The organism is Sphingobacterium puteale (genome assembly GCF_050986225.1).
GTDB classification, from domain to species: domain Bacteria; phylum Bacteroidota; class Bacteroidia; order Sphingobacteriales; family Sphingobacteriaceae; genus Sphingobacterium; species Sphingobacterium puteale.
In genome coordinates this window covers 4,236,724-4,258,200 of sequence record NZ_CP158959.1, presented here as the reverse complement: position 1 = coordinate 4,258,200, position 21,477 = coordinate 4,236,724, and the positions used below count along the sequence as shown (strand labels likewise).

At 36.6% G+C, this 21,477-nt stretch carries 24 protein-coding genes; 6 read left to right on the top strand and 18 right to left on the bottom strand.

Translation table 11 applies throughout. From position 1 onward, the window contains the following. Positions 1 to 64 precede the first annotated feature (64 nt). Together ABTV71_RS18140 and ABTV71_RS18135 are read left to right on the top strand one after the other, a co-directional pair. Complete coding sequence (locus ABTV71_RS18140; protein WP_433900582.1) at positions 65 to 1,015, top strand: helix-turn-helix domain-containing protein; 951 nt, start codon at positions 65 to 67, stop codon at positions 1,013 to 1,015. 145 nt (positions 1,016 to 1,160) lie between these two features. Next, positions 1,161 to 2,108 (top strand): alpha/beta fold hydrolase, encoded by a 948-nt coding sequence (locus ABTV71_RS18135; RefSeq protein WP_433900581.1) that lies wholly within the window; start codon positions 1,161 to 1,163, stop codon positions 2,106 to 2,108. Between the two features lie 794 nt (positions 2,109 to 2,902). On the opposite strand, the gene ABTV71_RS18130 is transcribed toward ABTV71_RS18135, so the two are convergent. From ABTV71_RS18130 to ABTV71_RS18070, 13 genes are all read right to left on the bottom strand, one after another. After that, positions 2,903 to 3,667: a LytR/AlgR family response regulator transcription factor gene (locus ABTV71_RS18130; protein WP_433900580.1), complete on the bottom strand. Its 765-nt coding sequence runs from the start codon at positions 3,665 to 3,667 to the stop codon at positions 2,903 to 2,905. Then, positions 3,648 to 4,679, bottom strand: a complete 1,032-nt coding sequence (locus tag ABTV71_RS18125; protein ID WP_121127052.1) for a sensor histidine kinase — start codon at positions 4,677 to 4,679, stop codon at positions 3,648 to 3,650. The genes ABTV71_RS18130 and ABTV71_RS18125 overlap by 20 nt, the downstream gene beginning before the upstream one ends. A 77-nt stretch (positions 4,680 to 4,756) precedes the next feature. Next, the gene (locus ABTV71_RS18120; protein ID WP_121127053.1) at positions 4,757 to 5,155 is read right to left on the bottom strand and encodes a DoxX family protein; all 399 of its coding nucleotides are present in this window, start codon (positions 5,153 to 5,155) and stop codon (positions 4,757 to 4,759) included. Between the two features lie 68 nt (positions 5,156 to 5,223). Further along, the gene (locus ABTV71_RS18115) at positions 5,224 to 6,258 is read right to left on the bottom strand and encodes an alpha/beta fold hydrolase (protein ID WP_433900579.1); all 1,035 of its coding nucleotides are present in this window, start codon (positions 6,256 to 6,258) and stop codon (positions 5,224 to 5,226) included. A 42-nt stretch (positions 6,259 to 6,300) separates the two neighbouring features. Next, positions 6,301 to 6,735, bottom strand: coding sequence for a hypothetical protein (locus ABTV71_RS18110; protein WP_433900578.1), 435 nt, complete (start codon positions 6,733 to 6,735; stop codon positions 6,301 to 6,303). Continuing rightward, entirely contained in the window at positions 6,701 to 7,732 is a 1,032-nt protein-coding gene (locus ABTV71_RS18105; RefSeq protein ID WP_433900577.1) for a heme-binding domain-containing protein, read from the bottom strand. Before ABTV71_RS18105 ends, ABTV71_RS18110 begins: the two co-directional genes overlap by 35 nt. Before the next feature lie 126 nt (positions 7,733 to 7,858). Beyond that, positions 7,859 to 8,632, bottom strand: a complete 774-nt coding sequence (locus ABTV71_RS18100; RefSeq protein WP_433900576.1) for a DUF1223 domain-containing protein — start codon at positions 8,630 to 8,632, stop codon at positions 7,859 to 7,861. Positions 8,633 to 8,689: 57 nt separating this feature from the next. Next, positions 8,690 to 9,151 (bottom strand): protein-disulfide reductase DsbD N-terminal domain-containing protein, encoded by a 462-nt coding sequence (locus ABTV71_RS18095; protein WP_121127058.1) that lies wholly within the window; start codon positions 9,149 to 9,151, stop codon positions 8,690 to 8,692. Positions 9,152 to 9,309: 158 nt separating this feature from the next. Continuing rightward, positions 9,310 to 10,596, bottom strand: a complete 1,287-nt coding sequence (locus ABTV71_RS18090) for an epoxide hydrolase family protein (RefSeq protein WP_433900575.1) — start codon at positions 10,594 to 10,596, stop codon at positions 9,310 to 9,312. A gap of 498 nt (positions 10,597 to 11,094) precedes the next feature. Continuing rightward, positions 11,095 to 11,817, bottom strand: a complete 723-nt coding sequence (locus ABTV71_RS18085) for an SDR family NAD(P)-dependent oxidoreductase (protein WP_433900574.1) — start codon at positions 11,815 to 11,817, stop codon at positions 11,095 to 11,097. 44 nt (positions 11,818 to 11,861) lie between these two features. Beyond that, positions 11,862 to 12,683 carry a helix-turn-helix domain-containing protein gene (locus tag ABTV71_RS18080; protein ID WP_433900573.1) on the bottom strand — a complete coding sequence of 274 codons (822 nt, stop codon included), beginning with the start codon at positions 12,681 to 12,683 and terminating at the stop codon, positions 11,862 to 11,864. Positions 12,684 to 12,819: 136 nt separating this feature from the next. After that, on the bottom strand, positions 12,820 to 13,584 hold the full coding sequence (locus ABTV71_RS18075) for a response regulator transcription factor (RefSeq protein ID WP_433900572.1): 765 nt from the start codon (positions 13,582 to 13,584) through the stop codon (positions 12,820 to 12,822). A gap of 600 nt (positions 13,585 to 14,184) precedes the next feature. Beyond that, positions 14,185 to 14,550 carry a hypothetical protein gene (locus ABTV71_RS18070; protein WP_433900571.1) on the bottom strand — a complete coding sequence of 122 codons (366 nt, stop codon included), beginning with the start codon at positions 14,548 to 14,550 and terminating at the stop codon, positions 14,185 to 14,187. Between the two features lie 309 nt (positions 14,551 to 14,859). Here ABTV71_RS18070 and ABTV71_RS18065 point away from each other — a divergent pair, with 309 nt between their 5' ends. From ABTV71_RS18065 to ABTV71_RS18055, 3 genes are all read left to right on the top strand, one after another. Continuing rightward, the gene (locus ABTV71_RS18065) at positions 14,860 to 15,729 is read left to right on the top strand and encodes a helix-turn-helix domain-containing protein (protein WP_433900570.1); all 870 of its coding nucleotides are present in this window, start codon (positions 14,860 to 14,862) and stop codon (positions 15,727 to 15,729) included. A gap of 97 nt (positions 15,730 to 15,826) precedes the next feature. Next, complete coding sequence (locus tag ABTV71_RS18060; protein WP_433900569.1) at positions 15,827 to 16,681, top strand: hypothetical protein; 855 nt, start codon at positions 15,827 to 15,829, stop codon at positions 16,679 to 16,681. A 183-nt stretch (positions 16,682 to 16,864) separates the two neighbouring features. Continuing rightward, a complete protein-coding gene (locus ABTV71_RS18055; RefSeq protein WP_433900568.1) occupies positions 16,865 to 17,266 on the top strand; it encodes an NUDIX hydrolase in 402 nt (133 codons plus the stop codon). Positions 17,267 to 17,698: 432 nt separating this feature from the next. Here ABTV71_RS18055 and ABTV71_RS18050 read toward each other — a convergent pair whose 3' ends face one another. The 3 genes from ABTV71_RS18050 to ABTV71_RS18040 form a co-directional block, all read right to left on the bottom strand. Continuing rightward, the gene (locus ABTV71_RS18050; protein ID WP_245971506.1) at positions 17,699 to 18,070 is read right to left on the bottom strand and encodes a luciferase family protein; all 372 of its coding nucleotides are present in this window, start codon (positions 18,068 to 18,070) and stop codon (positions 17,699 to 17,701) included. 78 nt (positions 18,071 to 18,148) lie between these two features. After that, positions 18,149 to 19,075 (bottom strand): hypothetical protein, encoded by a 927-nt coding sequence (locus ABTV71_RS18045; RefSeq protein WP_121127449.1) that lies wholly within the window; start codon positions 19,073 to 19,075, stop codon positions 18,149 to 18,151. Positions 19,076 to 19,172: 97 nt separating this feature from the next. Then, positions 19,173 to 19,805, bottom strand: a complete 633-nt coding sequence (locus ABTV71_RS18040; protein ID WP_121127448.1) for a hypothetical protein — start codon at positions 19,803 to 19,805, stop codon at positions 19,173 to 19,175. Positions 19,806 to 19,964: 159 nt separating this feature from the next. Between ABTV71_RS18040 and ABTV71_RS18035 the strand changes: the two genes are divergently transcribed. Beyond that, the gene (locus ABTV71_RS18035) at positions 19,965 to 20,174 is read left to right on the top strand and encodes a PD-(D/E)XK nuclease family transposase (protein ID WP_433900567.1); all 210 of its coding nucleotides are present in this window, start codon (positions 19,965 to 19,967) and stop codon (positions 20,172 to 20,174) included. A 136-nt stretch (positions 20,175 to 20,310) separates the two neighbouring features. On the opposite strand, the gene ABTV71_RS18030 is transcribed toward ABTV71_RS18035, so the two are convergent. Next, on the bottom strand, positions 20,311 to 20,532 hold the full coding sequence (locus tag ABTV71_RS18030; protein ID WP_121127446.1) for a hypothetical protein: 222 nt from the start codon (positions 20,530 to 20,532) through the stop codon (positions 20,311 to 20,313). Between the two features lie 562 nt (positions 20,533 to 21,094). Beyond that, a complete protein-coding gene (locus tag ABTV71_RS18025; RefSeq protein ID WP_433900566.1) occupies positions 21,095 to 21,271 on the bottom strand; it encodes a DinB family protein in 177 nt (58 codons plus the stop codon). Positions 21,272 to 21,477 lie beyond the last annotated feature (206 nt).

Sequence of the window (21,477 nt, the reverse complement as noted above, 5' to 3'; positions counted from 1 at the left end):
TTCGCTTTTCTTTGTGTGGGGAAAAGCGAATATTGCTTAACTTGTAATCTAGAATTTTTATAACATGGCTTCAAAAAAATCGAATCATTCCGTAAAAAGATTTCATACGCTGTCTGAAGTAATGGATGCCTCTGGTTTTCCGCCCCCAAAGCACCCTTTAATCGTTTTGTTGAACGGGGTAGACAAGCCGCTTAAAGGCCGTGCACCCAATAAATCGCACGTATTGAATTATTATAAAATAGCTTTTAAACCTGATGCCGGGGGAGAATTAATGTATGGTCAGACTAAATTTGATTTTAAAGAGGGAGGTTTGTTTTTTGTAGCTCCACAACAAATTCTCTCATCAATAGAAGAGAATGATAAAGAGGAAACTGTGGAACAAGAAATACTCAGTCCACAGATCACACTGCTTATAGATCCTGATTTCTTGCTGCAATACCCGTTGGCAAAAAAGATCCATCAGTATCACTTTTTCTCTTATGCTGCTAATGAAGCATTGCACCTTTCGGCCAAGGAAAAAAAAACCATTCTGTCGCTATTCAGAGATATAGAAGATGAACTTGACAGCCGTATAGATGACATGAGCCATAATGTGATCATATCGCAGATTGAACTGTTATTAAACTATGCACAACGGTTTTATAACAGGCAATTCTTGACCAGAAAACAAAACTATCCTAGTCTTACAGACCGTATCGATGAGTTGCTGGAGGATTATTTCAATAGTGAAAGGGGGCCAAGTGGTGGAGTCCCAACCGTTAATTACCTAGCTGACCAGCTTCATATGTCAGCAAGTTATTTAAGTGATCTGTTACGAAACTTTACAGGTCAAAATACCCAGCAAATTATCCATGATAAAATGATTTACCGGGCAAAGAATATGTTATCTACCACAACTCTCAGTATTGCTGAGATTGCATTTGAATTAGGTTTTGAACAGCCTCAATCCTTTAGCAGATTGTTTAAATTAAAAACAAGCCAAAGTCCACAGCAATATAGAACTCAATTCAATTAATTTTTACAGTAGGGGTTTTAGTGTTTTCTTTAACATCTGGAATGTCCGATCCGGGTGCTAATTTGCCCGGTTTAACTATTTTGTCCTTATTTAGCTTGTGTGATTGACCGAAGTTTGCTTTATAATCATTCTAAAAAAGATAATAATGAAAACAATTAGAAAATTTACAATCGCAGGCGCATTATGTGTATCTCTTTTTTCCGCTGTAGCAATTTCATGTAGTGATGACAACGAATTTCCGACAGAACAGGAGTCGTCGCCGGCAAATCATAACAATGCAAAAACTAACTTTATCAGCGTGAAAGGAGTAGAGTTTGCTTATCGCAGCTGGGGTAAGGACGGAGGAATACCTCTAGTATTATTGCCGGGAACTGGTGGTTCTATGGATGACTGGGATCCCGCGGTGACCAATGGACTTGCAAAACAATATAAAATAATCATTTTTGATAACAAGGGAGTAGCTTCGTCTAAAGGGACAACTCCTAATTCAGTCCAAGCAATGGCCAATGACGCTATTGATTTTATCAAAGCAATGAACCTTGGAACCGTAAATATCATGGGATTCTCAATGGGAGGATTTGTCGCCCAAAGAATTGTGTTAACAGAGCCAGCGATAGTTAATAAGATTATTTTGGCTGATAGTGGACCTAAAGGAGCAATCGGTCTTGCGAATCTTCCAAATATTGTTGCGGGAACTGCTGGGCTTACCGCAGAAGAATCCTACTTAAAATTCGGATTTACTGATTCACAAGCAAGCATTACGGCAGGAAAAGCGTCGTTTGCCCGTGTACATCTACGTACTGTTGATCGAGATCCGGCACTAAATGATGCTACTTCAACCGCTCAATTTACTGCAGTACTCGCATGGGCGCAACCTGATGCAAATGCACTTGAGGAAATTAAAACCATTAAAAAACCTGTTCTAATCGTTCATGGCGATAAGGATCTTCCAATTTCTGTTCAAAATGCATATAATATGAAACAAAATTTAGAGAACGCTGTACTAGTTGAGTTTTCAGATTCTGGACATGCGGCTTTTTATCAGAATCATGAAGCATTCTTAACAAAAGCACTCGCATTTTTGGCACAATAATATACTAAATATCAAAAAGCTTATTAATGCGCCTAAAGTCTATGGTAACGTTTATCCATTTACATACAACAACCATAAACTGTGTGGACATTGTCTAAGATGAACTATTTAGCCTGTTCGGTGCGGTTTATGCCCTAACACTTAACAATGTAGGACATTTTGGACCGATGGAAAACGCTGAAGTTCTTATTGAATGAATAAAAAGAGACTTTATAAACAAGTAATGAGCAATCTGATAGGAAACAATGGCAGCTTAGACTTTTAATTCTGGGCAGATCAACTATAGTGGTGATCTGCCCATTTTGATTTTATAGAGTACCAGGGAATATAATTTTTAAAGTAGAGAACAGGCTAAAGTTCAACAAAAAAATATAAAGTATCTTTTCGAATTACCAGCAAACATCATTTTGTAATGACTTCACTATTTTGAGTTCCTGGAGCTTATCTATTTATAATATCGTGTAGATCTTCAAATTTATAGAAGACATTTTAATGCCTATTGGAAATGATCGGTGAGAAGTTTAACGCGATTATTATCAAGATCAATTAATAGGCTTATTCCAGTGAAATAGATCAACTAGGTACGATGTTTTTAATTTTGGTATTGGTATTCTTTTTTTGAGCTTGTTCATTGTTTGAATGTATTGCCGGGACAAATTATCGTGACGGTAAAGGCTTTTAAACCTAACAGACGCCATGGAGCCTGCTAGGTTTAAAAGCTTTCTATTTCAACAAGATATCAAGGGGTGTTTGTTGGCGTATCCAGAATAATCACACCTGACGTTCTAACTAGCCTAACGTTCTTCCAGCCAATTCAGGAACATGGCGGTTTTATCTTTGCCGATCAAAAGTTTTTCTTCTGTTGGAACGGTCAGTTTTACAAAGAGTTTTCTTCCAAAATAATGCTCAACTTCCTTTACGGCAGAAAAATTGATGAGATACTGTCTGTTGAGTCTAAAAAACTGTTTATCGGAAAGGATGCTTCCCAAATGATCCAAAGATTGGTTAACATCATATTGTTCGCCTTTAAAGGTTACAAGGGAAGGGGAGGTATAGTTGATGTAAATATAGGCGATATCATCCGTTTTGACTGTCAGGTATTTATTATTTTTAAAAACCAGGAAACTCGTTTTTTTACTTTCTTGATCGTTGATCCGACTGATTATATCTATAAGATCATTGGCAGAGGTTTTCTGGAAGATATTTTTAAAATTATACACTTTCTCAAAAGCATTTTTAAGATCATCTTCCGAGAATGGTTTGAGCAGATAATCAATCCCGTTTTCTTTGATAGCTTCCATAGCATATTCACCGAAAGCTGTGCAAAAAATTACTGGACATACGATTTTGACAGCTTTAAAAATGTCAAAGCTAATACCATCGGAAAGCTGGATATCCATAAAAATAAGCTCTGGCGATGGGTTATTGGACAAATAGTCTATAGCGCCCTCGACACTTTGGATCTTTGCCAGAACCCGGGAATTTGGCTGCAAATGTAATATCAGATTTTCAAGTGAACGCGCAGCTTTAATTTCGTCTTCAATTATTAGGATGTTCATATAATATGGGAAGTTTTATGATGAATTTTTCGTCTGTTGCTGTAACGATAATATTTTTCTGGGTAAGATGGAGGTACCGTTGATTGATATTTTTGAGTCCCATTCCGGTGGAAGGCTCTGGAATTTTCCTTTCCTGCAGGTTGTTCTCAATGACCAAATAATCTTCTTCCTGATAGATTGCAATGTAAAGCGGTTTCTCCAACGAAACAATATTATGTTTGATGCAGTTTTCAACTAATAGCTGCAGGGTAAAAGGAGGAATGTAAGTGTCATAGCTATCACTTCCAAGACTTTGTGTCACAAAAAGGCCTTCTTCAAAACGGGCTTTCAATAGATATACGTACGATTCCATAATGGCCAGTTCTTCTTTTAATGTTAGGACTTTAAGCTTTAGACTTCCAAGAGTAAATCTGTAGAAATCAGCAAGTTTTAAAATAAATTCCGAAGATTGCTCATCATGGCTCTCTACCATGTATTTTAGGGTGTTGAGACTATTAAAAAGAAAATGGGGATTTACCTGTTGTTTTAAAAGTTCATATTGTGCTTCAAGATTTGCAGCCATCGAACGTTCCAGTTCGCGTACGAATTGTTGATTAAGATAAGTCTGGTATAATATATGGATAAACATATAAAACGTTAGGTTGATCAATATCCCTCTTACCTCGTACATTAATATTTGGGGGCCGAAATTTAGGTGAGATAGAATATAGTATTGAATGGAAGAGAGGAAAAACATCAGTATTAAACCCACTCCCAATCCCCTAAACAGCTGACCTGACAGTACTTTTTTACTGCCTGTTTTCTTTGTATAAGCAGGTATTGAATAGATGTTATAATACCAGATCAATAAGGCAAAACCGGATGTTACAGCGAAATCGGCTATGCCTTCAGCAAGAACAAAGTGGTGGTCTACAATTTTAGGGATTGAGGTTAATATTCCTAATGAAATTGAACTAATCCATATCAGACGGCCCGAAATTTCAAAAGGTATTTGCTTTTTGGGTTTAAACATTTTAATGAAGGTTGTTTTCTGTTTGAAGTTATGTTTTTTATGGGTTATTTAAATCAAAACTCATAAAAAATCATTTTTTAGTCTTGAGACAAATTCTCCGTGTAATCAATAAAGTGGATTTTGTTAAACGCGTAGTACGTAATGGCCAGGACTATAAAGGCGATTATCGCATCGATTGCCGAAGGCAAGCCAAGTACTACAATCTTTGAGAAGAAAGCAAAACTGATGTCAAAAAACATCCCTGCAAAAATCCATTCCTTGATCCTATTGAAACGATTTGGAATAAGGAAAATGATACTTCCTACAATTTTAAATATACCTAGTATATGAATGAAATGTGCCGGATATCCAAGTTTTAGTGTAATATCCCAGACCACCGGGCTCCTTGTCAGCTCAAAGAAACCACTAGCGCCAAACCATAATGACATAAAGATGCGTCCGCCAAGATAAATTTTTGTGTAAGTTGAATGTTGCATGATCAATTTTTTTGCCTTTTAAGCGTGTTATTAAAATTATTTATACTGTTTTGATGAATAATCATTGTTTACTGCGCCATTATGTCGGCTTCAATTATCGCGTTGGCGAAAGCCTCCGGTGCTTCCTGAGGTAGGTTATGGCCAACACCACCATTTAAAGTATGATGCTTATACTTACCTTTATATTTTGATGCATAGGTTGCTGGCGGCGGAAAGGCTGCCCCATTTGCATCTCCTTCAAGGGTTACCGTAGGAACAATAATATCTGGAGCTTTTGCCAGTTTGTCTTCAAGTTCGTCGTATTGTTTTTCGCCTTTGGCCAATCCCAGCCGCCAACGGTAATTATGGATAACAATATCCGTATGATCAGGGTTATCGAATGATTTTGAGGAACGTTTATAGGTCTGGTCATCAAAGTTCCATTTTGGTGAAGCTGTTTTCCAGATCAGTTTATTGAATTCCTGTGTATTTGCTTTGTAGCCTTTATAGCCTCGTTCAGTGGCGAAATAATATTGATACCACCATAGAAATTCGGCATTTGGTGGAAGCGGGTTTTCGTTCGCTTTGGGGCTGCCAATAAGATATCCACTTACCGCGACCAACGCCGAACAACGTTCAGGCCACAATGCTGCGATAATATCCGCAGTTCTGGCTCCCCAGTCGAACCCACCGATAATCGCCTTTTCAATTTTCAGTGCATCCATAAATTTGATGATATCAAGTGCGACCGTAGACTGTTGCCCGTTTCGCATGGTTTTGGCAGAAAGAAATGTTGTGGTTCCGTACCCCCGAAGATAAGGGACCAGTACACGGTATCCCTTTTTGGCAAGGATAGCGGCGGACTGTTCAAAGCTGTGGATGTCGTATGGCCATCCATGAAGAAGGACAACCGGCTTACCTTTACTTGGTCCGATTTCAGCATATCCTACGTTTAGAAGCCCAGCTTGGACAGTTTTAGTCTGCTCAAAATTTATCGTATCTGCTGTTTCGCTCTTTTTTTCATTAACCGACGTTTGTGCATTTAATCTGGAGATTCCTGCTCCCATCATCATGATGATGGAAAATGTGAGCATCTTGGTCATTGTATTTAGTTGCATATTCATGGTGTCAATATTTAAGTGGGTTTAAATTTTTAAGCTGGATAATTACTGCGGTAATTTTAGGGGCTGGTATTCAAGGATCGAACTGATGCGCTGCTTGCTGGATTCATCCGAAGAAACCTTTCCGAATTCGATTCCATAGTCGAGATTTCCCATTTGATCGGTTTTAACGGCCTCGACACTTAACAATTCACCATTGACCTTACTTCCAAAATAATTTGGGTCATCTTGCATCTTATAGGTCACGAGCTTAAGTTCTACTCCTGCAATTCCCTGTTTTGTTTCCAGTGCCGAAATTCCCTTTTGGTTGCCATAAAGTGCAGACATGGTCTGTAGGTTTGGATTAAATGAAGATGAAATAAACTTCAGACTTCCCGGATCAAACATAAAGCGGATTTTTCCAGTTTCCTGTTTAGGATTTTTGGCACATGAGCCAAAAATTAAATTACTGAATAGAAGTATGTATAGGACTTTTTTCATTTTGAGCTGTTTTTAAATATTGTTCAATTAATTTCCTGGAATTTACTTTTGGTGGTACATTGAAAAGATAACCTGTTGATTCAGCCAGCTGCCTGTGGCAACTGATACATGACTGCTGTGCGAACAATGCTGTTTTTCCTGTTGGTTTCAATTCCTGTCCATTGAATTTTGCAAATCCCCAGCCTTCAGTTTCCGTATATTCTTTCCCGTCTTTGACCATGTATTGCATGTTCACGAAGTCACCCGGTACAATTTCACCATTCACTTTTTTTGTCTGTTTAAAAACTACCTTTGCTACTGCGCTTCCATCAGGCCAGGGATGAAAATTTTCTTCCTGAATCGCTTTTACAACAATGTCATTTCCGTAGATTACTCGTATGCTGTTGTCAATGAGCGTGCTCATGCCGATCACTTTCCAATTTTTGAAGTCGGCATTGTAGCTGATCCCATTGGGAGAAACTGGAACTACAGCTTGTACGGCAGTGGGCAAAGGTTCTACTTTAGGACCAGCTTCCACAGGGCTCGAATGTGCAGGAATAAAACTGTCCTTTTTTGAAAGAGACAGAGCAAACTGCTTAATGATCTCAATCTCTTTTTGTGAGAGTTTAGCTCCCGGATGTGTCATGGCATAGGAGGGGAGAGGCATCTTTTCGGAACGAACCATATTGAATATGGCGTAGAATTTCCCCTTTTGCTCAGCTTCGGATAATTTGTCCCATTCCGAAAAATTCATTACTTCACGGGCTCTCCTGATGTCTTTGTTGACGATCCAGGAAATCGGAGCGAGTTTATCCAAGAAAGTGAGATTTTGAGCATTTGAATGACAGTCATAGCAGGAGCGTTCTAAAACCTGAGCTACCTCTTTAGGTACATTTTTCATAGGACCGGTCACCAGCCTTTGTTCGATCGGCGCATTGAAAAACTGTAAGGCTATAAAACCTGCTAATATACAGAGTAAGACAATGGGTAATATTCTTATTTGTTTTACGTGCTTCATGATATTTTCTCTTTTGTTTTGATAAAATTATAGTAAACAAAGCCAGTCGAAAAGATTAAAGGCGTTGAACCGGACATATTGAAAGTTGAATAAAGCATTTCTGCCGTTGGACCGGACAGGGTTTCCCTATAAACTTACGCTGGTCGCATCAATGATTTCTCCAGTATTTTGGTTCTGTTCAAAAGCGATAATTTCCCAATCTTCTTTTGTATCCGGAAGTTTGAATGAGAAGCTGTCATTGGCACGAAGTGTTCGGCTCTGTAGATCCCGGACAATTTGTACATGCGATAGCGCTTTTCCTGCGTTTTCACCTGCTGACACCTGCGAGGAGGCTTTCTTTTGAACAAGTGCCATGAGGATTGCTGAGTTTTTCGATGCTGATTTTGACGTGTAGCTGATCTGAATAGATTCACCTTCGGATTTTTCTATTTTTACAACCAGGTTTTCCGCATGGGTCTCCAGCATTGCCGATTGAATGTTGCGCAATACTTCGGTGGATTCGGAGCCAACTGTTTCTGTCTTGCCATTGATTACCATCTGAGGCGTGTATAACGTCCTTAGGTTCATCCACGTTGCATATTGTTTCTGTCTTTCTGTGAACCAGGCCTTGCTGAAACGGTCTTTCCATCCCTGATGATCCCAATAATCTACGTGGTATGCCAGAATAAAAAGTTTTTTGTTTTCGTTATCCTTTTCGAGCCTAGCGATCAGTTCATCTGCCGGAGGACAGCTCCAGCAACCCTCGGAAGTGAATAATTCGACGACGGCGAAGCTTTTATCCGTATTTTTTGCTTTGATGTTCTCCAATTTATGGTCATCTGCAAATCCTTTGAAAGCCATGATCAGTGTGATGATCAAAGGTAGACTTAAGACGTATAATATCTCTTTTATGGATTTCATGCTATTGATTTTTATTTTATTGATGAAAAGATGAAATAATGATTTTTGATATGTCCATTATAAACTAAAGATTTTGAGCGCAAAACCGAAGTCTTGAGGTGGAATGCAGATTTCATCGCTGCATTGCATAAACTGAATTGTCCCCCTGATCGTGCCGTTCTTTCCTTTTATTTTGATTCTTTGACTAAACTCAACATCGTTCTCGAAATAGGTTACAGGAATACCCAATACTTTTTCGAACTTTCGAAGTGGTGTGGGTTGGGTCACTTCCCCTACCAGTTCATAAGATTTATCAGGCAGGAATTTAAAGTTCATTTTTATGGGGCTTTTGGAGCTATTGCCCAGTGCATACATATGCCACCCCGGGGGTATTTTTGCTTTCATGGAAATTTCCCCTTCGTCTGTGGATTTTCTTTTGAGTATACATTCCCATGTTACCTGACTATTGAAAGTCTGGCCTTTGGAATAACCGCAGAATATCATTAGGACTGCGATCATTAAAATTGCTAGCTTTTTCATTTTTCTTATTCTTTTAAATTGTTAAAAAAATTGTTTTGTTATGCAGATCTGATCTTAATGATCTGAAAACATTTCTCATTGCTTTTGTAAAGCGTTCCGGTTACTCCCAAGCAGCGAAATGAACGCCCTTTTCCAATTTTTTGAAACCTTAAACCATATTATCTAAGGGATTTGAATGCAGCTCTAAGCTCTTCCGTAAAAATCTGAGGTTGCTCCCATGCCGCAAAGTGTCCTCCTTTTTTAGCTTTATGATAATAATACATTGTGGGATAAGCAGCTTTTGACCAGCTTTCAGGTGCCTGGTAGATTTCATGTGGGAATACGGAAATCGCCACAGGAACTTTTATAGTCTTTGTTTTTTGATGATCTGAACTGAAATTATTGTTGTTATTTTCCCAATAGAATCGTGAAGAGGAAGCACCAGTATTCGTCAACCAATACAAGGTAATATCATCCAGTATTGCATCTCTTGGGATTACTTTTTCTGGTTGTAGGTCACTTTCTGTCCATTCTGCAATTTTTTCATATAAGAATGCTGCAAGTGCGCTCGGAGAATCCGACAGAAGATAACCTGTTGTCTGTGGTCTTGTAACCATCATTCCTCCATAAGCTGCATTTCTTCCAAAGAATGTACTTAGAGCATTATATGCTTTAGCTTCGTCTTCTGAAAGTCCAATAGGAGTTGGGTCACCAGCGTTAATCGGTTTTACTAATTCAGCGGGAATTGTTGCGGGCATCGTAAGGTGTATTCCAAGAAGCCCCGCTGGAGCCTGTCGTGCCAGTGCATCGGAGATCACTGATCCATGGTCACCCCCTTCCGAAACATATTTTGTGTAGCCAAGGCGTTTTACCAATACATCCCAGGCTTTGGCTACACGGTCTGGATTCCAGCCTGTTTGTTTGGGAATTTCAGAAAAGCCATATCCTGGAATTGCAGGGATAATCACATCGAACGCATCTTTCGCTTTTCCGCCATATTTTACAGGGTCAGTCAGCGGGCCAATGGCATCTATGAATTCTAGTGGTGAGCCCGGCCACCCATGGGTAAGGACTACCGGAAGTGCATTGGATTCTTTTGAGCGGACATGAATAAATTGGATATCCAAACCATCAATTTTTGTTATGTATTGCGGAAGAGCATTCAATTTTTTTTCAAGCTTTCGCCAGTCATATCCTTTTCCCCAATAAGTTAGCAGTTCCTTCAACTGTGCTAATTGAATGCCTTGAGATTCATCATTCACAGTTTCTTTATCGGGAAAGCGCGTTTCCGCGATACGTCGTTTGAGTTCGTCAAGCTTTGACTGTGGAATGTTGATCTTAAATGGCCGGATACTGGTATCTGTTTTTGAAACAGTACTGGTTGTTTTGTTGTTTTGAGCACTGGCAATGGTAGGTATACTTAAAGCGAATGCTGCTAAAAGAACCGTTGTAAGTTTTGTTTTCATTGTTTCTTGTTTTAAATTTTTGTTCTGATTTTTTTGTTGAGACAAATGTAGACCAGGCCAAAGGCTATTGAAAGAAACAATCGGTTGAAGTGGGCATAATAGCTGTCGAGTTGGTTATTTTAATCCGTGAACAAGATGTCAATCGTACTATAGCCCGCGGAGATATAGTTTGGATCTCGGGTCAGCTTGGTCACAATGAAAAAAAGGAGTTGCCGGAAGCAATGGTTGGCATCTGTGCCAACCATTGCTGATTTATGTTTGATCTAATTTATTTACGAGGTGTAAGTTGTTTATATAGAGGGTATAAGATCTAAAATTTCCTTTTCTGCTTAATCACTTTGAAAAAGTGCCAGGTGGTAAGCTGTTTTGTTAAATATTGTTTTTACTACTTTTTTTATTGTCTGATTTAATCACCTCTACAATTACCTGGTTAAGCTTTTATACCGATTATGACTAAACAGTAATTATTAATAGTGTTTATAGCGTGGAAAAAGTAATTTACCACGGTAATTCCCCCTCTTCTCCAAAAAACTTTCCAGTAGGTCCATTCTTGTCAAGCATTGCATATTTAGCAAGGTTTATACAATTTTCTGCAGCAGATTTTCCTCCACTGTTACCATTAAAGTCTGTCGAAGTCCATCCCGGAGTAACACAATTTATTTTAAATCCAAGGTCTTTATATTCATATGCTAAGGCGACCGTATAGGCGTTTAAAGCTGTTTTAGAAGGACCATAACTTATAGATTTAGCGTTATAAAGAAGCCATGCCGGGTCTTGGTGTTTTGTTAAAGACGAGAGATCACTGGTAATATTTTCAATCACAGAGAGGGAAGATTTTTTTAGATAGGGTAGGAATGCTTCAGTTACTGCTATTGTCCCGAAAAAATTTGTTTCAAAAACTTCTCGCACATCGGAAAGCTTTAGAGGATTGTCCTTACTTTGTCTTTTGCCAAGAATTCCGGCATTGTTAATCAGAATATCCAGAACCTCACTGAACTTCCCGAATTCATTTGCGGCTTTCTTTACAGATTCTTCGTCAGAAATATTGATTTCTAACAGCATGCAGTTCTCTAAACCGTAGTTTTTTAAATTATTAATTGCGATTTTACCCATTTCAAAATTCCGGCAGCCGAGGTAAACAAAATATCCTTTCTGAAGAAAATATTTGGCAAGTTCAAAGCCCAGGCCCTTATTGGCACCCGTAATAAGTACTTTTCTCATTGTAATTTGTTTAGTTATTTATAAAGTAAATGTGATTATTGATTTCACATAGGAATCTTTTCAGAAGAGGCATTGAAACCATAGTATTTTTTAAATACGGTTGAAAAATGGGAAAGATTTGTAAAGCCAACTTGTAAGTAAATGGAAGAGGGTGGTTGCTTTTCGTCAAAAATAAGACGTCTGGCTTCTTCAAGGCGTTCTTTCATTAGCCACTTGTGCGGGGGCAGATTAAAGATCTTCTTAAAGTCTCTTTTGAATGTGGCCAGACTCCGACCGGAAAGGTAAGCAAAGCGTTCTAAAGTGATATTGTAAATATAGTTCTTGCTCATAAACTCACCCAATTCGAGTTTTACTGGTTCAGTAAAATCAAAAAGACTTTTTTTGATACCGGGCCACAGTATTTCCAGCAACAAAAAAATCTCCTTTGTCTTGTTGGTACTTAATTGACCTGGAATATTCTGTCCCGAATTAATATATGGCTTTAGCGATTCAAAAAAACCTGACATAAGATCATTTTTAGCGATAAGAAATCGTTCCTTATATTCTTTGGAAGTGTCAGAATTTGTAGCAGCTGCATTTGGATCTTCCAGTAAAAGACTGGTTAAAAAATCGCGTGTAAGCAAAATTTTAACCATCTCAAACTTTCCCCCATTTTCACTGTCCATCAATGAAGCTTTTACCAATTGGTTTCTTCGGAGTAGGATCGTTTGGCCCGCATCTGCCCGGTAGGTTTTACCATTTTCATAAAATAATATAAATCCTTTTTGGATATGCCATATCTTATGTTCTACCATAAAAGATTCGATTGGCGAATTATTTTGTTCAGTACAGTAGAAGAATACTTGAGCCTGTTCGGTTGTTGCCATTTCCTTAAAATTATAAAGCAAATTTAGTCGGATTTTTAAATAGTTGGTTTTCTATTCGGCTCAAATTAACTTTTCTATTTGGCTCAGGTATTGAATGTACTAACGAGGATGAAATTTAATTTGTAAAGTTGAAATTCTAAATAATCCGCATCATATTTGCAATATGACATGCTTCAAGCGCACTTTTTGCTCGAAGTTTCTCCATAATGTTCTGTCTGTGACGATCAACTGTGTTCTTACTAATAAAGAGTTTTTGAGAAATTTCTTTGCTGGCCCTGCCGGCTGCAATTTCTTTTAAAATTTCTATCTCTCTTTTGGTAAGGATTTTTTTTGTATTGAAATTATGATCAGAAAGAATTTGACCGTTACTTGAATTAATGATTACAGGCTCAGAAGCACGGTTTATACCGCTGCTAAAACTGTACTGATATAAAATGAGTTGGATGCTATCAGTAGAGGATGCGAAGAATATTTTCAGTTCAATCGGAATATACTGTTGGTTTTTATTTAAAACTCTAATACCGATAATTATATGGAAATCCAGTCTGTCTTTTGAGCTTTTATCCTTTAGAAAATGGAATAACTTTAGCTCCATAAGGTGTCTTGTTTTAAGATCTTCAGGATGGATAAGCGGTAGAATACTGTCGGTTCCAACTGAACTTCGAATAGAACTTGATTTTTCTTCAGCAACACCAAAGTATAAGGACAATCCTCCGTGATACACATATTTTTCTTTTGATTTTAAATCGGTAAGAACTGCCGTGGAGTTTTGCAGGACTGAAAATATAAATGCAACATGCCTGTATTTTTCCAGTGACATTTTAGGATCAAGTTCGCCTTTAAACGTTTGGTCAAAAAGGATATCTGAAACCTGATCATCAGTTGTTGAAAAAATGGTCATTTTTTACTATTTTTTAGGTTTTAAGCCCTTTTTATCTTTGTCAAAATTACTAAATCTATGGTAATTTATCCCTTGTCATTAATAATTTTAATAAATAAAAATATGAAACAAAAAATTGTAAACTTTTGTCTAACCACTAATATCTGGATATATTTAATTCCGTTATTATCCATCTTCAGTGTCATGACTTTTTTTATCATTCCAAATCTGCAACAACAAATAGGCGGGGGAGAGTTGTTGGACACGAAATTTAGCGGATACGGGTTAAATGATGTTAATAGTCTCATGGAACAGTTGGGTAAGTCAGGACGATCTACTTACCTTTATCTTGAGCTTTTCGGAGATTTGCCTTTTATCATATTTTATGTCATCACATTTACAATTTTCATTGTAAGGCTGCTTGAAAAAAATAAGACTAAATCCCAGATTTTATTCTTAACGACTTTTTTACCGCTCCTGGTCGGAATTTTTGATTGTCTTGAAGATGTTGCGGTTATAAAGATATTACTAACTTATCCTATCATCGGTTCAAAAACTATTTATTTTTGTTCATCCATCACGACCTTAAAGGGCTACTTCCTTACTTTTACCATGTTTTCTCTATTGTTGAATCTTATTATTTTCGTACTCAAGAAAATAAAAGGGTAAGCTGCCATCTTTTGTGTCTGATGGGATATCACTTGATGCTGATTTAAAACTAAGCCCTCCCAAAATAAAATTAAAAATTAAATTTTCTGCCCCTAGAGTGGAAGATAATACATTGCCAGTTATAGATTCTATGATCCAGCCTGTGCCGCCCCACTCGAATCCATCATTTTTTTCTGACATTATCTGCTGCCAAATTGCAGCATTTTTTACGATTTTATAGGAATCTAACGTGTTACTAAAATTGTCAAAGGAATAATGTGTTCCCCGATCTGAATGAAAAATCTGGCCGGCAGAAAGTTTACGGTTTTTGATTGCCATTTTTCAGGCTGCCAAGGACATTTCTTCAGTTTTCATCCCATTATTGATACTCCAACTCTGGAAATCTTAACCCCGTCATCCAACAGTTCAGCAGCCATTCTTGGACTCCCATACAGCTGTCTTTTATCGAAGTAGACAGTCTCGCTCCCGTTCTCTGGTCTGATTTAGATTACCATTTTCCGGAAAACTACCAGATCTAAACTCTTCCGCTTATTGTTCTTTACTTGATATGCCGACTAAGTTAGCAACTCCACTATACAATGCTGTCAGACAATTATTATATTTATCATATAATTATGAAGACCCTCTATGGACGAGCTTATACGATATCCCTTCCTACACACTTTTAACCCAATTCAAAAAATTAATGCCACTACCATTAAAGAGAGATTAAGTAGAAAACCCCATCAATTATTCCTTCCTCATCGGACAGATTTCTATATGATTTTTCTCTTTACGGAAGGAAATGGCAAACATTGTGTAGATTTTCATCCGTTGTCAGTTAAACCTAAAAATATTCTTTTCATCAGCAAAGGACAGGTCCACAATTTTGATGAAAAGGAAACTTATGATGGCAATACAGTCGTATTTACAGAAGAGTTTTTTTGCAGAACAGAAGATGAACGTGCTTTTTTACACCATTCACCACTATTTAATGATCCCTTACAACTTGCTTATTTTGAAGTGGGCGAACGTTATCAAGAATTAGAAACACTGTATAATTTAATCATTGCTGAATTAAAAAGGCCCACACATCCTAATCAAGCTCAAATTCTACATAATTATCTATATAATATGATCCTTGTTGCCGAATTAGTTTATCAACCACGTAAAATTCAGGTAATTCCAAATAGACAACAGGTTCTTGTATCTGAATTCAAATCGTTAGCAAACGAATTTTTGTATGAACATTGGAGTGTAGATAATTATGCGGAAAAACTTAATGTTAGTTCACGTACACTTCAAACGGCATTCTCAGTTATCGAAGGCATTTCCCCAAAACTATGGCTGAATGAAAGATTATGCTTAGAAATAAAACGTCTGCTTACATTTGAATCGAAGACAATCAATGAGATTTCATTTTTATTGGGTTTTAAGGAAGCTTCTTATTTTGTCAAGTTCTTCAAAACCCGTACGGGTATTACACCGTCAGAATTTAGGAAAACCAGGCAGTTTTAATTTCTGATTTTTACCATACTTATTCCTATAAGTGTAAGTATTAAAAGAACGAGCCTTTTTAATTTTGATTGATGTAAAACTTATCTTAAATAAATCAATGAAAAAAATAAACGTTGATCTGAATTCGTTGGGAATTTCGATCGTGATATTTTCGTTATGTGCTTTTGTGATGACACATGCATTCGGATTATTAACTTCCGAAGAATCCCAAATTTTGAAGTACCAAAATATTGTGTCTAAAGAACCAATAGATTATATGTCAAAAAATATTTTGTTGGCCTTTAGACTTGTTGGTCTTTTGTTGCTTTCTAGTGGATTAATTTTCTTTTGCTCTTTTGTGAAAATGGAATTTAAGAATTTTCACAATCCAGTAATATTGAAATGGGGAATTTTAATCGCAATTATTTCAGGAATGCTATATGGAGCTTTAATGCGGATCGTAGGAAATCAACAGGGAGCAGCGCTGTTATTTTTTTTCGATATGCTTTTATATCTTTTACTGTTCTTCATTGAGCGTTACAATCCGAAGACAAATACTTTTTTCAGATCATTCATGTTATTACCTTTATATCTGATATTATTTTATACTATGGGCCTTCCTGGCTGGGCCAAATTATTTGGTGGTCCAATGGTAATCGAACGGTATGTTAAGATGTTTAAAAATAGCTTTGTTGCAGATTTGCCCGGTGGTACTCCATTGATGATATATGGTTTAGGGCTTCTTGAAATGTTGGTCCCTTTATTTTTGATTATTAGTTTGCTTAAATTAGAATTCAAGGTGTCTTCTAAAAAAAACTGGCTAAATTACGCAATGCTAACGAGCATATTTACTTTTGGTATGTTGTGTTTTGGTTTAGCAATTTTATATAATTTTGCCGGTTCAGTAAACCTTGTATTTTATCCAATTTTTACGCTACTGGTCCTAATCTGTGTTAATAAATTAACTGTTTAACAACTAAATCGTTGATTATGATATGAGTTGAACTGTGCATGTTTGGAAATAATTCTATTAAGGTAATTATCATATTCCGAAGTGACTACTACAGTTACGATAGATATCGGAATTAAGCAATCAAAAACGAAATGAAATGGTTGAGTTTGTTTATTTTTAAGTGTTATATTAAAAAAACTCGTGATGAATAAAATAATCGATAAGGTGGCTTTGATTCATATTAAAAACAATTGTGTTCTCAGCACCCTTTCCCAATCAAAAAACAAGCTTTACTTTCCAGGTGGAAAAAGAGAAAACAACGAATCAGATATAGAATGCCTTAAAAGGGAAATTTTAGAGGAGCTTAATGTTCATATATTGGAAAACACTGTGAAATTCTTTGGAAGTTTTGAAGCCCAGGCTGATGGCCACGAGCCGGGAGTTTTAGTACGAATGTTATGCTATTTCTCCGATTTCAGTGGAACATTAAAGGCTTCTAATGAAGTTGAGTCATTTGAGTGGATAAAATATGAAGATAGATATAGAACGTCTGCAGTGGACATACTTATATTGGAAGAATTGAAAAAGCAGCGCTTAATAGATTAGTTTGTAATGTGTTGAAGCCGATAATACCTGAATATGCAGCATAAAACCTTCGTTAATATAAGGTTACTCTTTGTTTGAATATCGATCTTATCTGAAAATTCCTCAAATAGTAACCTTTTCCCGGAAGTCTCAAATTTAGCTTGATTGAAGAGTCTTCTGTAAATTTTATGACATCAGTTGTTAAAGGTGGCGATATCTCCCAATCCTGTAGTTCATATTTTTTCTGATATTCCAGGATAGCTTGATATTGGGAGGGTCTTAAAGGATATTTGAATCGATTTCGGCTGAGTTTTATAACTTCATCGACGTGATGGACTTCTTTTGCAGCACTGTTTATTTGGATTTTACGAGTGTTTGTCCGATAGGTATGTGTTATTGAGAATGCTTAAAAAAGAACAACAAGTTTTGTTAAAAGCATAGAATAAATAATTTTTATATAGTATCTAGCTGCATAGAATCCTGCTTCTGTTTGGCACGGTCGTAGGCCTTGTTTAAAAGAATACATGCGTAGCCTACGTCCTGTTTATTTTTAAGGTAAAAGCTTATCCAGCCTGAATTTTTAAATACATGATGGTCTTTAATTTTTCCTTCAGTCATTAACGAATTTTTTAGTTCTGTATTTAATAAGATGTCCAATAAACCATTACTATGTACATGTGCAAACTCTTTTCCCATATAATTAAACTCAATCCCACCATATTTATGTACCCCAATGGTAGTTCCGGGCATCTGCGTCACATTTTCTTCCAGATCATCAATCCAATCCAGTAATTCAGGTTTCGTTAAGAACATCCAAAATCTCATGAGACTATCAAATATAATGGCGAATAAAGGGATGTCCTTTAAAAAACCGGCTCTTTCTACCACAAAAGGAAACATAGGCTATCTCTCGCTTAGTAATTTAATATGTTTCATGACTCTAAAATGGACATTTCTAGTGATACTTTCTGCCCATAGATCGTAGTACCAGGTAGGGAAGACATGAAGGTTATACCAACTGTTCCCAATAAGAGTAGTGGTGCCGTTTCCATTGTCCTTTAATATAAATTCGCCTCTTTTTATATCTATATGTCCCATAATTTCAGGGTCTTTGGGTTGATCAACGATATCAAAGATTAGGTTTTTATTGATGTCAAATTTTACAATCTTCTCATCGAAAATATATCCATTGCTAAAAATACATTTTCGGTTTGCACCCAGTCTATGCTCACTTACCGTTGTGGCCATGGGGCTCGGCATCCCAATTTTAAAGAGCCAATAGTTTTCCTTTTGGGATATTGGATCGAAGGCGACCACGTGTTGCCATACCTCTTCTGGACTTGCCTGAATCAACAGCTCATCAGAAACCATATTTTCGTGATGATGGTCGCTCAAGGAGTCAACAATAAAAATCCCCATTAATAAGCTTACAATGCTTATATTCAATTTTTGATTTCTCTTTTTAAACATAGCCCTTCCAATAAAGGCACCAGAGATGACAAAGCCAGAAATAAGAGGCGAAACAATCAGTAGACAAATAAAGCCCTCACCTAAGAAGAAAAAGCTCATTAAAATGGCGATAAGACCATTCAGGATAGAATATCCGGTTATTTGTTTTCCCCTTATCCCCGTGTCTTTCCAAAACCAAGCCGTGATAATACCCATTAACATTGGAATAATCACAAACTCTGAAAAAACAAGTATACCAGTATCCTTAGGCGCCAATGAAGATTGAATACCAATGATTAGGAAGGCGAAAATGTTGGCTATCAAAATTCCTTGAAGTATTTTGGAATTTAGCACTTTAAATAATTTTTTATTCAAACTCATCCTATTTGATCGTTTATTTTGGTATACTATAAATGTAATTCCCTAATAAGAATTTCAATAAATGACTCGGTAAGCATTCTGAATCAATTCGTTAAATTTAGTTCTGCCTTTTCACAGATTCATCAATAAGTTTCATTAGATGATCGACAGCCTTACCTACTTCCTCTTTCTGCACGACCAATGTCTTTTTTTCTAGCCCCGGAGGAAGAGAAATCTTGCCATTAAATTCTGGAAGAAACAATTTAATTTTTTCCTGATCCATTTTATTGAAATTAAAAAAAGTCCATTTTTTGGTTTCGTCTTCTTTTAGCGCTAATAAATTAGCTGAAGTGATCGCCATTTTGTCTTTTTCAGGCATGGACATTACCAATACTTGAGGAATAAAGCAATACGCTATCCCGTCAATTTTTGAGACATCCATATCGACATAATTGATCATGGAATCAATTTTAACCCCGTATTTTATAAGAGAAGAATAGAGTTCCTTGGTCAGTTTTGTTGCTTGATCTATCCCCCCCATGCTTTCAATTATGCGGGGCGATGTTTGACTTATAATACCTTCGATATCTCCGGAAATAGATGCTTTTGTCATGATAGACAGTGCTTCCCTGAGCTGCGGATCTTTTTGAGCAGAGCTTGTATGATGAAAAATAGTTAATAGCGTAATTAATAAAAATACTCTTTTTCGCTGGATGTATTTAAACTGGTTGAACCAATTGTTGCTTTGCATAATGGAAAGAGGTTAATTTCCATTGAATTTACAGGTTTTTATTTACAAATCAAATTTAGATAAGTGTCTCCGTATTCCACACATAATAGCGTGCTTTCCCAAGAATAACTGTATAGGCTAAGTAGTCTGTTTTGATTACGGTAATATGTTACATTGTGAGTGAAACAATCGAAATATATCGATATTACAGCAGATTATGGCTTAAAAAAAGTTTTTGGATCAGATACCAATAAAGTTCTTCTCATCGCTTTCTTAAACGAACTCTTCAGGGGGCGCAAGTTTATTGCTGATTTATATTATAACAAAAATGAGCATGTTGGCGATATAGAGGATATCGGTACCGTTATTTTTGATCTGACTAAAGAATAGGCTACACTTAGTTACGGACATTGAAACTCTTTGTTAAAGCAGCCTTTCTGCTGTTGCGCTTTATGCCCAAAGTGCATAAGCTTCTCGCTGAATTTTTTATAGTTTAAGACAGGAGCATTGCTAACATTCATGTTTATCAGATAAACAAAAGACCTCCCGTCATTGCTAAGAAAAAGCTTCCTAATCCATGAATCAAAAAGATTAGAAAATGAAAAATCACATCTAATATAAATAATTTATATTTTGTTCTTTTAGCCGCCAAAATTCCCAATTCAAGCAAAATTTCGATAAATAATGTCCCCCAAGAAATGGCTAAAATTACAGGAGGAAAATTACCATCTGTAAGTATTTCGGTCACATTCCATGAAGTTTGCCATTAGCGATGTGACTGCGAATTCTGATCTCTTCAATTTCATCATTTTAAAAAAAGTACTACTGTTGATCACTCCATTTTTTGAGACGGTTCTGTTGGTACATTTTCCTTTTTCATAAAAAGATTCTATGTCCGAACCGTCATCTGGAACCCAATTATAAGTGCCAGAGTAAAGACTGTCCAAGTTATCTCCTAGAGGTATTGTGGTTGAGATTAATAAAGCATTATTACATTGAGATAGGGCATAATTTACCTGATTTAATTTAGAAGTTTTAAATAGCTCAATATTATTCCATAGTGCTCGGCTTCGTGAAAGTTAGCAGCCTGAAGTGCTTGGAGGTGATTAGTTATGGTGATGCCAATTGGTAAGCTAAAGGCGGTGTATTTAACAAATATGCCCGATTCTAGATCTTTACTAAGTTGATTTACTGTATAAAGTAGTAAATGCTTTATTTCATCAACGTCCGGAATACTGTTCCATGTATGTGGCGAAGTTCCGATTTTGAACGTTTCCATAAATTCCTGTGATATATGCATTGGTAGCCCACTACGCATATACATATGCCTCTGTTGAGATGATACAGTGACCAATTTGCCAAACTATATTATTGTTAAAGTTTTCAGGGATTTTAAATAATATTTTGTTGTCAACTGTTTCTATTAATTGAAGCAATCTGGTTCTGCTAGCTTTAAAAATTTCAAATTCAAATAATTCGTTGGTCATATTATAAATCAATTTAATAAAATTCAATACTGCCTATTCCAAATCTACTATAAAGTTGGGATATGGTCAGCTTCAGCAATACAATGGTATCGTCCATTTTTTTGCGCTACCGTTGCAGGAAGCACACCCTCGATAACCTGGATATTTCTGTAGCAGAGATTTCAATGGAGTGTGCATAATTAGCCGCATCTAAATCAAAATCAAAT